We start from the raw sequence: 14,457 nt of genomic DNA on the forward strand, positions 1-14,457 counted from the left end.
TGCGAGGGCGCTCGAAGCTCCCCCGGGCATCGTCCACAGTTTCGTCACGGCCAACATAGGCGACCGGCGGGTTGCCTGTCCGCATCCCGCGCGACCGAAATTTCGCAGTTGACGCTCAGGATTTGGCGACCGTCGCCTTGTTGATCACGACCGTCGCGTTGGGGGCTCCGTCGCCGCCGCCGGTGTTCTCGCCCGCGGCGGCGATCTTCTTCAGTACCTTCATCCCGGACTCGGAAATCGTACCGAACGGGCTGTAGTTGGGCGGCAGCGGACTGTTCTGGTACACCAGGAAGAACTGGCTTCCGCCCGTGTGCTTCTGCCCGGTGTTCGCCATCGCCACCGTGCCGGCCGGATAGACGTTGTCCTTGAGGCTCTTGTCCTTGAGGTTCTCGTCCGGGAGCGTGTAGCCGGGACCGCCGCTGCCGGTGCCCGTCGGGTCGCCGCACTGCAGCACGTAGATGCCGTTCGTGGTGAGCCGGTGGCACTTGGTGTGGTCGAAGAAGCCCTGCGCGGCAAGGAAGTTGAAGCTGTTCACCGTGTGCGGCGCGGCCGACGTCTTCAGCGCCACGTCTATGTCGCCGCACGTCGTCGCGAGCTTCATCGTGTACTTCGCCGACGCGTCGATCGTCATCGCCGGCTCCTTCTTCCAGCTCAGCTTCTTCACCGGGCCCGCGGCCGGCTTCGCGCACGGGTCCGGCGCCTTGCTGGGCGCGGAGGCGCTCGGGGTGACCTGCGCGCTCGCGTTCGACTTGTCGTCCTTGTCGTTCTTCAGCACCCCGGTCGTGTACAGCGCGACGCTGCCGATGACGACCACGCCGAGCACCGACGCGATCACGGAGTTGCGCATCCGCGCCTTGCGCCGTGCGCTGGTGCGCCGCTGCTGCTGCCGCAAGAACTTCTCCCGGGCGAGCTGACGCCGCCGCTGCTCCTGGCTGACCACCGGGTTCTCTCCTCATGCGTCTTGGGTGCCGACCGGTACACATGCGTCGTGCGAGCCGACCGTCTGCGTGTGCCCCGTACCGTATATGGGTTCGCTGAGGATCCGGCAGCGCCGGTAGGCTCTGACCGCGGCCGCGGCCGCCCGTATCGACACAAACGAAGGACGATCGTGCTCATTGCCGGGTTCCCCGCCGGGGCCTGGGGGACGAACTGCTACCTCGTCGCCCCGGCCGCCGGTGAGGAGTGCGTGATCATCGACCCCGGCCACCAGGCCGCCGACGGCGTCGCGGAGGCGGTCCGCAAGCACCGGCTCAAGCCCGTCGCCGTCGTCCTCACCCACGGCCACATCGACCACGTGGCCTCGGTCGTCCCGGTGTGCGGCGCGCACGACGTACCGGCCTGGATCCACCCGGCCGACCGGTACATGATGAGCGACCCCGGCAAGGCCCTCGGCCTCTCCGTCGGTACGCCGCTGATGGGGGACCTGACCGTGGGGGAGCCGGACGACGTCAGGGAACTGGCCGACGGTGCCCGGCTGGAACTGGCCGGCCTGGAATTCTCAGTCGCGCACGCGCCCGGCCATACCAAGGGGTCGGTGACGTTCCGGATGCCCGAGGCCGCGGACATCCCGCCGGTCCTCTTCTCCGGGGATCTGCTCTTCGCCGGCTCCATCGGACGCACCGACCTGCCCGGCGGTGACATGGCCGAGATGCTCGACTCGCTGGCCCGCGTGTGCCTGCCGCTCGACGACTCGACCGTGGTGCTGTCCGGCCACGGCCCCCAGACGACCATCGGCCGGGAGCGCGCCACCAACCCCTATCTGCGGCAGGTGGCGGCCGGCCCGGGAGCGGACGCGGACGCCGCTCCCCGACGAGGAATGTGACGAGACACTTCGTGAGCACCTTCAAGGCCCCCAAGGGCACGTACGACCTGATCCCGCCGGACTCCGCGACGTACCTGGCGGTGCGCGAGGCGATCGCCGCCCCGCTGCGCAACTCCGGCTACGGCTACATCGAGACGCCCGGCTTCGAGAACGTCGAGCTGTTCGCCCGCGGCGTCGGCGAGTCCACCGACATCGTGACCAAGGAGATGTACGCCTTCGAGACCAAGGGCGGCGACCGCCTCGCCCTGCGCCCCGAGGGCACCGCCTCCGTGCTGCGCGCCGCCCTGGAGGCCGGCCTGCACAAGGCCGGCAACCTCCCGGTCAAGCTCTGGTACTCGGGCTCGTACTACCGCTACGAGCGCCCGCAGAAGGGCCGTTACCGCCACTTCTCCCAGGTCGGCGCCGAGGCGATCGGCGCGGAGGACCCGGCGCTCGACGCCGAGCTGATCATCCTCGCCGACCAGGCGTACCGCTCCCTGGGCCTGCGCAATTTCCGCATCCTGCTCAACAGCCTGGGCGACAAGGAGTGCCGCCCGGTCTACCGGGCCGCGCTCCAGGACTTCCTGCGCGGACTGGACCTGGACGAGGACACCCTGCGCCGGGCGGAGATCAACCCCCTGCGCGTGCTCGACGACAAACGTCCCGACGTGCAGAAGCAGCTCACCGAGGCCCCGCTCCTGCGCGACTACCTGTGCGACGCCTGCAAGGCGTACCACGAGGAGGTCCGCGAGCTGATCACGGCCGCCGGCGTCTCCTTCGAGGACGACCCCAAGCTGGTCCGCGGCCTGGACTACTACACGCGCACCACCTTCGAGTTCGTCCACGACGGCCTGGGTTCGCAGTCCGCGGTGGGCGGCGGCGGCCGCTACGACGGCCTGTCCGAGATGATCGGCGGCCCGGCCCTGCCCTCGGTGGGCTGGGCGCTGGGCGTGGACCGTACGGTCCTGGCGCTGGAGGCGGAGGGCGTCGAACTGCGCCTGCCCGCGACCACCAGCGTGTTCGCCGTGCCGCTCGGCGAGGAGGCCCGGCGCCTGCTCTTCGCCAAGGTCACCGAGTTGCGCAAGGTGGGCATCGCGGCCGACTTCTCCTACGGGCACAGGGGGCTGAAGGGCGCCATGAAGAACGCCAACCGCAGCGGCGCCCGCTTCACCCTCGTCGCCGGTGAGCGAGACCTCGCCGAGGGCGTCGTCCAGCTCAAGGACATGGAGTCCGGCGAGCAGACGGCGATCGGCGTGGACGAGATCGTGGCGGAACTGGAGTCACGGCTCGGCTGACGGCCCGGCCGGGCGTCAACTCCGCGCCCGCCGCTTCACGCGGCCGAATGATTCCGAAGTGCGACCGGCACGCACGCGTGCCGGTCGCCGGGGAAGCGGACCCCCGGTGCGGACCTTGTCCGGAACCGAACGCCAGGGCTCGCGCACGCGTATCCCCTTATGTTCACCGAACGGTGAAGACACGTACGCGTGCGGCACAATGGCCATGCCCGAAGAAGGTCCGACTCACAAGTGACGGAATCGGCGTGATGAGCAAGACGACAGTCAAGGACGTCTCCACGGAGCCCGAACCCGAGCGCGCGGTCCGCGGCCCGCGCACGGTGGGCGGCAGCCGCGCCTTCGCCCTGATGCTGGTGATCACCGGCGCGGCCGGACTGCTCGCCGCCTGGGTCATCACCCTCGACAAGCAGAAGATCATGGAGGGCAAGCTCAGCGGCAAGACGTTCACGCCGAGCTGCAGCCTCAACCCGATCGTCTCCTGCGGCAGCGTCATGGAGAGCAAGCAGGCCGCCGCCTTCGGCTTCCCCAACCCCTGGCTCGGCCTCGTCTGCTACGGCATCGTCATCTGCGTCGGCATGAGCCTGCTCGCCCGTGCCACCTTCCCGCGCTGGTACTGGCTGACCTTCAACTTCGGCACGCTCTTCGGCGTCTGCTTCGTCACCTGGCTGCAGTTCCAGTCCCTGTACCGGATCAACGCCCTGTGCCTGTGGTGCTCCCTGGCCTGGGTCGCCACCATCACCATGTTCTGGTACGTGACGTCCTTCAACCTCCGCAACGACTTCCTGCCCGCCCCGCGTCCGGTGAAGAACTTCCTCACCGAGTTCACCTGGGTCCTGCCGGTCACGCACTGCGGTGTCATCGCCATGCTCATCCTGACCCGCTGGGGCAGCAGCCTCTGGGCCTGAGCCCGGGCCGGCCCCGGCCCCGGCCCGGTTGTCAGTGGCGTGCCATAGGGTTTCAGCGTGGAACCCGACCTGTTCACCGCCGCCGCCGAGGAACGCCAGGAGAAGGACCCGGCCGCCAGCCCCCTGGCCGTCCGGATGCGCCCGCGCACCCTGGACGAGGTGGTGGGCCAACAGCACCTGCTCAAGCCCGGCTCGCCCCTGCGCCGGCTGGTCGGCGAAGGCGCGGACCAGAGGGGCGGGGCCGAAGGCCCCTCCGGCAAGGGTGGTGGTGGGAGACGGGTGGGACCGGCGGGACCCTCGTCGGTGATCCTCTGGGGCCCGCCCGGCACCGGCAAGACCACCCTGGCCTACGTCGTCTCGAAGGCCACCGACAAGCGCTTCGTGGAGCTCTCGGCGATCACCGCGGGCGTCAAGGAGGTCCGCGCGGTCATCGACGGCGCCCGCCGCGCCTCCGGGGGGTACGGCAGGGAGACCGTCCTCTTCCTCGACGAGATCCACCGCTTCAGCAAGGCCCAGCAGGACTCCCTGCTCCCCGCGGTCGAGAACCGCTGGGTGACCCTGATCGCCGCCACCACCGAGAACCCGTACTTCTCGGTCATCTCCCCGCTGCTGTCCCGCTCCCTGCTGCTCACCCTGGAACCCCTCACCGACGACGACGTCCGCGGCCTGCTCCGCCGCGCCCTCGCCGACGAGCGCGGCCTCAAGGGCACGGTCGCCCTCCCCGAGGACACCGAGGACCACCTGCTGCGCATCGCCGGCGGCGACGCCCGCCGCGCCCTGACCGCGCTCGAGGCCGCCGCCGGGGCCGCCCTCGACAAGGGCGAGAGCGAGATCGGCCTCACCACCCTGGAGGAGACCGTCGACCGGGCCGCGGTGAAGTACGACCGCGACGGCGACCAGCACTACGACGTCGCCAGCGCCCTGATCAAGTCCATCCGCGGCTCCGACGTCGACGCGGCCCTGCACTACCTGGCCCGGATGATCGAGGCCGGGGAGGACCCCCGCTTCATCGCCCGCCGCCTGATGATCTCCGCCAGCGAGGACATCGGGCTCGCCGACCCGAACGCGCTGCCCATGGCCGTGGCCGCAGCCCAGGCGGTCGCCATGATCGGCTTCCCCGAGGCCGCGCTCACCCTGTCCCACGCCACCATCGCGCTCGCCCTCGCCCCCAAGTCCAACTCCGCGACCACCGCGATCGGCGCCGCCCTGGACGACGTGCGCAAGGGACTGGCCGGACCCGTGCCGCCCCACCTGCGGGACGGGCACTACAAGGGCGCCGCCAAGCTCGGCCACGCCCAGGGCTACGTCTACCCGCACGACCTGCCCGAGGGCATCGCCGCCCAGCAGTACGCACCGGACGCCCTCAAGGACCGCGAGTACTACACCCCCGGCCGGCACGGCGCCGAGGCGCGGTACGCGGACGCGGTGGAGTGGACCCGGGGACGGCTCGGTCGTAAGCGGTAGTGAGCACCCTGTAGACTTCCCGGAGCGCTGAGTCCCGTGTCCGGCTTCGGCCGGCGCGTCAGAGCGGGACAACCAGCCGGATCCCAGCCCCCCGGGGCCGGAATCCAGGAGCGTCGCGCACCGTCGATTCGGTGTCGCGGGCAGCCCACCACCACCCGGAGCTCCGGGACCGGCAGGTGGGCCACTCGCGTGCTGCACGTATGTGCCCAGACCAGGGGAGCGGCTGCCCGGCAGGTCCCACGCGGACCCGGCGGGATTCCCCGGCTGCGGATGCGACCTCCCTGAACACTGACGAGCCGGAAAACTAGGAAAAGGAAAACAGTGGCGAACCAGTCCCGCCCCAAGGTGAAGAAGTCGCGTGCCCTCGGCATCGCGCTGACCCCGAAGGCCGTCAAGTACTTCGAGGCCCGTCCCTACCCGCCGGGCGAGCACGGCCGCGGCCGCAAGCAGAACTCGGACTACAAGGTCCGTCTGCTCGAGAAGCAGCGTCTGCGCGCGCAGTACGACGTGTCCGAGCGCCAGCTCGTCCGCGCCTACGAGCGTGCCTCCAAGGTCCAGGGCAAGACCGGTGAGGCCCTGATCATCGAGCTCGAGCGCCGTCTCGACGCGCTGGTCCTGCGTTCGGGCATCGCCCGCACGATCTACCAGGCCCGCCAGATGGTCGTCCACGGCCACATCCAGGTCAACGGCCAGAAGGTCGACAAGCCGTCCTTCCGCGTGCGCCCCGACGACGTCGTCCAGGTCCGCGACCGCTCCAAGGACAAGACGCTCTTCCACATCGCCCGTGAGGGCGGCTTCGCCCCCGAGGGCGAGACCCCGCGCTACCTCCAGGTGAACCTCAAGGCCCTGGCGTTCCGCCTGGACCGCGAGCCGAACCGCAAGGAGATCCCGGTGATCTGCGACGAGCAGCTCGTCGTCGAGTACTACGCCCGCTGATCACCGGCAGGCCGTAGCACCACCGCACGTGAGCCCGCCGTCTCCCCGCCCGCGAGGGCGGGCGAGCCGGCGGGCTCACGCATCTGCGCGGGCCCCCGCCCCGCCGGGGACGGTAATCCGGTACGGAGCCCCACCCGCGGCGCGATAGGCTCGGTGCACTGATTCTTTTGGTTCCGATGTTCACTGCATGTTCAGGGAGCGGGTGCGCACAGTGTCCGGTGGAGAGGTGGCCGGGATCCTGGTGGCCGTCTTCTGGGCGATCCTGGTCTCCTTCCTCGCCGTCGCGCTGGCGAGGCTGGCCCAGACGCTCAGGGCGACCACCAAACTCGTCGCGGACGTGACCGACCAGGCGGTTCCGCTGCTGGCCGACGCCTCGCAGGCGGTGCGCTCCGCGCAGACCCAGATCGACCGCGTCGACGCGATCGCCTCCGACGTCCAGGAGGTCACGTCCAACGCCTCCGCGCTGTCGACCACCGTCGCCTCCACCTTCGGCGGTCCCCTGGTCAAGGTCGCGGCCTTCGGCTACGGCGTCCGCCGTGCGCTCGGCGGCCGCAAGGGCCAGGACGTGCCCGCCAGGACCTCCGGGCGTAACGTGATCGTGGGCCGCACCGTCCCGGCCGCCCGGCGGGGGAAGCGGAACAACCGGGAGAAGTAAGGACTAGCCATGTTCCGCCGTACGTTCTGGTTCGGCACCGGTGTCGCCGCCGGCGTCTGGGCCACCACCAAGGTCAACCGCAAGCTCAGGCAGCTGACCCCCGAGTCCCTCGCCGCGACCGCGGCCAGCAAGGCGCTCGAGACCGGCCACCGCATCAAGGACCGTGCGGTCGGCTTCGCGCTCGACGTCCGCGACAACATGGCCCAGCGGGAGGCCGAACTCGGCGACGCCCTCGGCATCAACGCCCCCGTCGACCCCGAACTCCCCGCGCCACGGCGGCACGCCGCCATCGAGAACCGCAACAGCCCGAAGTACGCCGGGAATCCCACGGACCCGTCGTACTCGTACAACCGGAATGAGGACCACTGATGGAGTCGGCCGAGATCCGCCGCCGCTGGCTGAGCTTCTTCGAGGAGCGCGGGCACACCGTCGTCCCTTCGGCGTCGCTCATCGCGGACGACCCGACTCTGCTCCTCGTCCCGGCCGGCATGGTGCCCTTCAAGCCCTACTTCCTGGGCGAGGTCAAGCCGCCCTTCCCGCGCGCCACCAGCGTGCAGAAGTGCGTGCGCACCCCGGACATCGAAGAGGTCGGCAAGACCACCCGGCACGGCACCTTCTTCCAGATGTGCGGCAACTTCTCCTTCGGCGACTACTTCAAGGAAGGCGCCATCAAGCTCGCCTGGGAGCTGCTCACCACCCCCCAGGACAAGGGCGGTTACGGCCTGGAGCCGGAGAAGCTCTGGATCACCGTCTACCAGGACGACGACGAGGCCGAGCAGATCTGGCGCGACGCCGTGGGCGTCCCCGCCGAACGCATCCAGCGCCTGGGCATGAAGGACAACTTCTGGTCCATGGGCGTGCCCGGCCCCTGCGGCCCCTGCTCCGAGATCAACTACGACCGCGGCCCCGAGTTCGGCGCCGAGGGCGGCCCCGCCGTCAACGACGAGCGGTACGTGGAGATCTGGAACCTCGTCTTCATGCAGTACGAGCGCGGCGAGGGCACCGGCAAGGACAACTTCGAGATCCTCGGCGACCTGCCGAGCAAGAACATCGACACCGGCCTCGGCCTCGAGCGGCTCGCCATGATTCTGCAGGGCGTGCAGAACATGTACGAGATCGACACCTCCATGGCCGTCATCAGGAAGGCCACCGAACTGACGGGCGTGGCCTACGGCGACGCCCACGGCTCGGACGTGTCCCTGCGCGTGGTCACCGACCACATGCGCACCGCCACCATGCTCATCGGCGACGGCGTCACCCCGGGCAACGAGGGCCGCGGCTACGTGCTGCGCCGCATCATGCGCCGCGCCATCCGCAACATGCGCCTGCTCGGCGCCACCGGCCCGGTGGTCAAGGACCTCATCGACGTCGTCATCGGCATGATGGGCCAGCAGTACCCGGAGCTGGTCACCGACCGCGAGCGCATCGAGAAGGTCGCCCTCGCCGAGGAGAACGCCTTCCTGAAGACCCTCAAGGCCGGCACCAACATCCTCGACACCGCCGTCACCGAGACCAAGCAGGCCGGCGGCACCGTCCTCCCCGGCGACAAGGCCTTCCTGCTCCACGACACCTGGGGCTTCCCGATCGACCTCACCCTGGAGATGGCCGCCGAACAGGGCCTCGCCGTGGACGAGGAGGGCTTCCGCCGCCTGATGAAGGAGCAGCGGGAGCGCGCCAAGGCCGACGCCCAGGCCAAGAAGACCGGCCACGCCGACCTCGGCGCCTACCGTGAGATCGCCGACACCGCCGGCGAGACCGACTTCATCGGGTACACCGACACCGAGGGCGAGTCCACCATCGTCGGCATCCTCGTCGACGGCGTCTCCTCCCCGGCCGCCACCGAGGGCGACGAGGTCGAGGTCGTCCTGGACCGCACCCCCTTCTACGCCGAGGGCGGCGGCCAGATCGGCGACACCGGCCGCATCAGGGCCGACTCCGGCGCCGTCATCGAGATCCGCGACTGCCAGAAGCCGGTGCCCGGCGTCTACGTCCACAAGGGCGTCGTCCAGGTCGGCGAGGTGACGGTGGGGGCCAAGGCCCACGCCGCCATCGACAACCGCCGCCGCAAGGCCATCGCCCGCGCCCACTCGGCCACGCACCTGACCCACCAGGCCCTGCGCGACGCCCTCGGCCCCACGGCCGCCCAGGCCGGCTCGGAGAACCAGCCCGGCCGCTTCCGCTTCGACTTCGGCTCCCCGTCCGCCGTCCCGACGGCCGTGATGACCGACGTCGAGCAGAAGATCAACGAGGTGCTCGCCCGCGACCTCGACGTCCGCGCCGAGGTCATGGGCATCGACGACGCCCGGAAGCAGGGCGCCATCGCCGAGTTCGGCGAGAAGTACGGCGAGCGGGTCCGCGTCGTGACCATCGGCGACTTCTCCAAGGAGCTGTGCGGCGGCACCCATGTGCACAACACCGCCCAGCTGGGCCTGGTGAAGCTGCTCGGCGAGTCCTCCATCGGCTCGGGTGTGCGCCGTATCGAGGCCCTGGTCGGCGTCGACGCCTACAACTTCCTCGCCCGCGAGCACACGGTCGTCAACCAGCTCACCGAGCTGCTCAAGGGCCGCGCCGAGGAGCTGCCGGAGAAGGTCTCCGCCATGCTCGGCAAGCTCAAGGACGCCGAGAAGGAGATCGAGAAGTTCCGCGCCGAGAAGGTGCTCCAGGCCGCCGCCGGTCTCGCCGAGTCCGCCAAGGACGTACGTGGCGTCGCCGTCGTCACCGGCCAGGTCCCGGACGGCACCACGGCGGACGACCTGCGCAAGCTGGTCCTCGACGTGCGCGGCCGCATCCAGGGCGGCCGGGCCGCCGTCGTGGCCCTCTTCACGGTGACGGGCGGCAAGCCGCTCACGGTCATCGCCACCAACGAGGCCGCCCGCGAGCGCGGACTCAAGGCCGGTGACCTGGTCCGCACCGCCGCCAAGACCCTCGGCGGCGGCGGTGGCGGCAAGCCGGACGTCGCCCAGGGCGGCGGCCAGAACCCGGCCGCGGTCGGCGAGGCCGTGGACGCCGTCGAGCGTCTCGTGGCGGAAACGGCCAAGTGAGCCCGGCGATGAGAAGGGGACGCCGGCTCGCGGTCGACGTGGGGGACGCCCGGATCGGGGTCGCCTCCTGCGACCCCGACGGGATCCTCGCCACGCCCGTGGAGACGGTTCCCGGCCGGGACGTCCCGGCGGCCCACCGCCGCCTCAGGCAGCTCGTCGAGGAGTACGAGCCCATCGAGGTGGTCGTCGGACTCCCTCGCTCGCTCAAGGGCGGCGAGGGGCCGGCCGCCGTCAAGGTCCGCGCGTTCGCCGGTGAGCTGGCCAAGGGGATCGCCCCGGTGCCGGTCCGCCTGGTGGACGAGCGGATGACCACGGTCACGGCCAGTCAGGGGCTGCGCGCCTCCGGGGTGCGGTCCAAGAAGGGACGCTCCGTCATCGACCAGGCCGCCGCCGTCATCATTCTGCAGCAGGCCCTGGAATCCGAACGGGTGTCAGGCAAAGCACCCGGCGAGGGCGTCGAAGTGGTCATCTGATCGCGATACGGTAACGTTCCGCGCGATGCGGCGGTGTTCGAACAGCCGCCGCACAGCAAGAGGCGGAACGGAAGGCGGGCCGGTAGCCGTGCGACCGCCGCCTCGCGGCTCTAGGGGATCGATGACTGAGTATGGCCGGGGCCCAGGCTCCGAACCGTGGCATCCGGAGGACCCGTTGTACGGGGACGGCGGATGGGGAGGACAGCAGGCCCACGCGGGTCCGCAGTCCCCCTACGGCGGCCGGTCGCAGCACCATCCGCAGCAGCCGCAGTACGGCGAGTGGGGCCAGCAGCAGCCGGAGCACCAGGGCGCGCAGCCGCACTACGGCGAGCAGGGCCACCAGCAGTCCCCGCACCACGACCAGCACACGCACCAGCAGGGCCATCCGCAGCAGTACGACCAGCAGGTACACCAGCAGGGTCATCAGCACGGCCAGCAGCAGTACGACCAGCAGTACGCGGGCCATCTCCAGCAGCAGCACTACCAGCAGGGCGGCTGGGACGGCACCGGAGCGCAGCCGCAGGTCCCCTACACCGGCGACCCGGCCGACCCGTACGGCCAGCAGGGCGCCGGGTACGGCGCCCAGCAGCCCGACTTCTACGGCACTCCCGAGGCCTATCCGCCGCCGGAGCCGCCGGGCCGCCGCAAGGCCGAACCCGAGCAGCGCCCCGACTGGGACCCCGAGCCCGGCGACGGCGAGGAGGAGCACGCCTTCTTCGCGGGCGGCGACGACGAGGACGACGACGACCCGGGCGCCGACGAGCCGGACGGGGGCCGCGGGCGCGGCGACCGCAAGGGGCGGGGCGGCAAGGGCAAGAGCGGGAAGACCGGCAAGAAGCGCCGCAACGGCTGCGCCTGCCTGGTCGTGGTCATGGTCTTCGGCGGCGGCCTGGCCGGCGTCGGCTACTACGGCTACCAGTTCTACCAAAATCGTTTCGGCACCGCCCCGGACTTCGCGGGCAACGGAATCGACCAGACCGTGACCGTGGAGATTCCCAAGGGTGCGGGCGGTTACGACATCGGCCGTGCGCTGAAAGCGGCCGGTGTGGTGAAGAGCGTGGACGCCTTCGTCGCCGCGCAGTCGCAGAATCCGAACGGCAAGCAGATCCAGGCGGGCGCCTATCTGCTGAAGAAGCAGATGTCGGCCGCGAGTGCCGTGGCGCTGATGCTCGACCCCAAGAGCCAGAGCAATGTGCTGGTCAAACCGGGCGAGCGCAACGCGCAGGTCTACGCGGCGATCGACAAACAACTCGACCTCGCGAACGGCACCACGAAGAAACTCGCAGCCAAGCAGTACAAGTCCCTCGGCCTGCCGAGCTGGGCGAACAGCAACAGCAGGATCCTCGATCCGCTGGAGGGCTTCCTCTGGCCGGGCACCTATCCCGCGGCCAAGGGCATGAAGCCCGACACGGTGCTCAAGCAGATGGTCACCCAGGCCACCCAGGCCTACGGCCGCTACAACCTCGCCGCCAAGGCCAAGGACTTCAACCTCGCCGATCCGCTGCAACTGGTCACGGTGGCGAGCCTGGTGCAGGCCGAGGGCAAGACGCACGACGACTTCCGCAAGATGGCGGAGGTGGTCTACAACCGGCTCAAGCCCACCAACACCGAGACCAACCAGCTGCTTCAGTTCGACTCGACCTTCAACTACCTGAAGGGCGAGAGCAAGATCCACATCAGCGAAAAAGAGATCAACAGCAACAAGAGCCCGTACAACACGTACACCAACAAGGGCCTGCCGCCCGGACCGATCGGAAACCCGGGGGAGGACGCGCTGAAGGCGGCGCTGAACCCGACCGACGAGGGCTGGATCTACTTCGTGGCGACCGACGGTATGAACAAGACCGAATTCGCCAAGACCTACGCCGAATTCCAGAAGCTCAAGGACAAGTTCAATGCCAGCTCGGGCAACTGACGCCCGCCGCGCCGCCGTACTGGGATCGCCCATCGCCCACTCCCTCTCCCCGGTGCTGCACCGCGCCGCCTACGAGGAGCTGGGGCTCACCGAGTGGTCGTACGACCGGTTCGAGGTCGACGAGGCGGGCCTGCCCAAATTCCTCGACGGGCTCGGCCCCGAGTGGGCGGGACTGTCGCTGACGATGCCGCTCAAGCGCGCCGTCATGCCGCTGGTCGACGAGGTCAGCGAGGCGGCCGCCTCCGTCGAGGCGGTCAACACGGTCGTGTTCACCGAGGACGGCAGACGGCTCGCCGACAACACCGACGTGCCCGGCATGGTCGCCGCACTGCGCGAGCACGGCATCGAGCAGGTCGAGAGGGCGGCGATCCTCGGCGCGGGCGCGACCGCCTCCTCCGCGCTCGCCGCCCTCGCCCGCGTCTGCTCCGGCGAGGTCGTCGCCTACGTCCGCAGCGACGCCCGCGCCGCCGAGATGCGCCGCTGGGGCGAGCGGCTGGACGTCGAGGTCCGTACCGCCGACTGGTCGCGGGCCGAAGAGGCCCTCACCGCCCCACTGGTCGTCGCCACCACCCCCGCCGGCACCACGGACGCGCTCGCCGCCGCCGTGCCCGAGCGCCCCGCCACCCTCTTCGACGTGCTCTACGACCCCTGGCCCACGGCACTCGCGGCCCGCTGGTCCATGGCCGGCGGCGCCGTCGTCAGCGGTCTCGACCTCCTGGTGCACCAGGCGGTCCTCCAGGTCGAGCGGATGACCGGACGCGCCCCGGCCCCGCTCGACGCCATGCGCAAGGCGGGGGAGCGCGCCCTCGCCGCCCGCTCCCGGGACTGACCGGCCGCCCGCCGCCGCGTCCGCCTGATGGACCGGCGGCCGGACAACGCGGCCGGACGTGGGAGGATCGGAGGTGGCGGGCCGGGGTCGCGCACCCGGCGGTGCCGTCACCACGCGCGAGGGCGCGCGTACGCAGGGCAGGACCGGGCGCGAGCACTGAGGAGCATCGTTGAGCAGGTTGCGTTGGCTGACCGCGGGGGAGTCCCACGGACCCGCACTTGTCGCGACGCTGGAGGGCCTTCCCGCCGGCGTGCCGATCACCACGGAGATGGTGGCGGACCACCTCGCACGGCGGCGCCTGGGCTACGGGCGCGGCGCCCGCATGAAGTTCGAGCGCGACGAGGTCACCTTCCTCGGCGGTGTCCGGCACGGCCTCACCCTCGGCTCCCCGGTGGCGATCATGGTGGGCAACACCGAGTGGCCCAAGTGGGAGCAGGTCATGGCGGCCGACCCGGTCGACCCGGCGGAGCTCGCCGAACTGGCCCGCAACGCGCCGCTGACCCGGCCCCGCCCGGGCCACGCGGACCTCGCGGGCATGCAGAAGTACGGCTTCGACGAGGCCCGGCCGATCCTCGAGCGGGCCTCCGCGCGGGAGACGGCGGCGCGGGTGGCGCTGGGCGCGGTGGCGCGGTCGTACCTGAAGGAGACGGCCGGCATCGAGATCGTCAGCCATGTCGTCGAGCTGTGCTCGGTGAAGGCTCCGCAGGGTGTGTACCCCACGCCCGCGGACGTGGCGAAGCTGGACGAGGACCCGCTGCGCTGCCTGGACGCGGACGCGTCGAAGGCGATGGTCGCGGAGGTCGACCAGGCGCACAAGGACGGGGACACCCTGGGCGGCGTGGTGGAGGTACTGGCGTACGGGGTGCCCGTGGGCCTGGGCTCCCACGTGCACTGGGACCGCAAGCTGGACGCCCGGCTGGCCGGGGCGCTCATGGGCATCCAGGCGATCAAGGGCGTGGAGGTCGGCGACGGCTTCGAGCTGGCCCGGGTGCCCGGGTCGAAGGCGCACGACGAGATCGTGAGCACGCCCGAGGGCATCCGGCGTACGTCGGGCCGCGCCGGCGGCACCGAGGGCGGGCTGTCCACCGGCGAGCTGCTGCGGGTGCGGGCGGCGATGAAGCCGATCGCGACCGTGCCGCGCGC

Annotated in this window: 13 protein-coding genes; 12 read left to right on the forward strand and 1 reads right to left on the reverse strand. The window is 70.7% G+C overall.

The window, feature by feature from the left end; all coding sequences use genetic code 11:
* Positions 1-115: 115 nt before the first annotated feature.
* Positions 116-940 carry a peptidylprolyl isomerase gene (locus IE249_RS22490; protein ID WP_189707231.1) on the reverse strand — a complete coding sequence of 275 codons (825 nt, stop codon included), beginning with the start codon at positions 938-940 and terminating at the stop codon, positions 116-118.
* Positions 941-1,108: 168 nt separating this feature from the next.
* On the opposite strand from IE249_RS22490, the gene IE249_RS22495 reads away from it, so the two are divergent.
* From IE249_RS22495 to aroC, 12 genes are all read left to right on the forward strand, one after another.
* Positions 1,109-1,822, forward strand: a complete 714-nt coding sequence (locus IE249_RS22495) for an MBL fold metallo-hydrolase (protein WP_189707233.1) — start codon at positions 1,109-1,111, stop codon at positions 1,820-1,822.
* Between the two features lie 11 nt (positions 1,823-1,833).
* The gene (gene hisS / locus IE249_RS22500; protein WP_189707235.1) at positions 1,834-3,096 is read left to right on the forward strand and encodes a histidine--tRNA ligase; all 1,263 of its coding nucleotides are present in this window, start codon (positions 1,834-1,836) and stop codon (positions 3,094-3,096) included.
* A 248-nt stretch (positions 3,097-3,344) separates the two neighbouring features.
* Positions 3,345-4,001: a vitamin K epoxide reductase family protein gene (locus IE249_RS22505; protein ID WP_189707237.1), complete on the forward strand. Its 657-nt coding sequence runs from the start codon at positions 3,345-3,347 to the stop codon at positions 3,999-4,001.
* Between the two features lie 57 nt (positions 4,002-4,058).
* Positions 4,059-5,465, forward strand: coding sequence for a replication-associated recombination protein A (locus IE249_RS22510; RefSeq protein ID WP_189707239.1), 1,407 nt, complete (start codon positions 4,059-4,061; stop codon positions 5,463-5,465).
* A 321-nt stretch (positions 5,466-5,786) separates the two neighbouring features.
* The gene (rpsD, locus tag IE249_RS22515) at positions 5,787-6,401 is read left to right on the forward strand and encodes a 30S ribosomal protein S4 (protein WP_189707241.1); all 615 of its coding nucleotides are present in this window, start codon (positions 5,787-5,789) and stop codon (positions 6,399-6,401) included.
* 211 nt (positions 6,402-6,612) lie between these two features.
* Entirely contained in the window at positions 6,613-7,056 is a 444-nt protein-coding gene (locus IE249_RS22520; RefSeq protein WP_189707317.1) for a DUF948 domain-containing protein, read from the forward strand.
* Between the two features lie 9 nt (positions 7,057-7,065).
* Positions 7,066-7,425 (forward strand): hypothetical protein, encoded by a 360-nt coding sequence (locus IE249_RS22525; RefSeq protein ID WP_189707243.1) that lies wholly within the window; start codon positions 7,066-7,068, stop codon positions 7,423-7,425.
* Positions 7,425-10,097, forward strand: a complete 2,673-nt coding sequence (alaS, locus tag IE249_RS22530; RefSeq protein ID WP_189707245.1) for an alanine--tRNA ligase — start codon at positions 7,425-7,427, stop codon at positions 10,095-10,097. Before IE249_RS22525 ends, alaS begins: the two co-directional genes overlap by 1 nt.
* Before the next feature lie 8 nt (positions 10,098-10,105).
* On the forward strand, positions 10,106-10,570 hold the full coding sequence (ruvX, locus tag IE249_RS22535) for a Holliday junction resolvase RuvX (protein WP_189707247.1): 465 nt from the start codon (positions 10,106-10,108) through the stop codon (positions 10,568-10,570).
* A 121-nt stretch (positions 10,571-10,691) separates the two neighbouring features.
* A complete protein-coding gene (mltG, locus tag IE249_RS22540) occupies positions 10,692-12,485 on the forward strand; it encodes an endolytic transglycosylase MltG (RefSeq protein ID WP_189707249.1) in 1,794 nt (597 codons plus the stop codon).
* On the forward strand, positions 12,466-13,314 hold the full coding sequence (locus tag IE249_RS22545) for a shikimate dehydrogenase (protein WP_189707251.1): 849 nt from the start codon (positions 12,466-12,468) through the stop codon (positions 13,312-13,314). Before mltG ends, IE249_RS22545 begins: the two co-directional genes overlap by 20 nt.
* A 169-nt stretch (positions 13,315-13,483) precedes the next feature.
* Positions 13,484-14,457: chorismate synthase (gene aroC, locus IE249_RS22550; protein ID WP_229859017.1), on the forward strand; the 974-nt coding region annotated here is incomplete at its 3' end.

The sequence above is a fragment of the Streptomyces anandii JCM 4720 genome, from assembly GCF_014650655.1.
In the GTDB taxonomy this organism is placed as follows: domain Bacteria; phylum Actinomycetota; class Actinomycetes; order Streptomycetales; family Streptomycetaceae; genus Streptomyces; species Streptomyces anandii.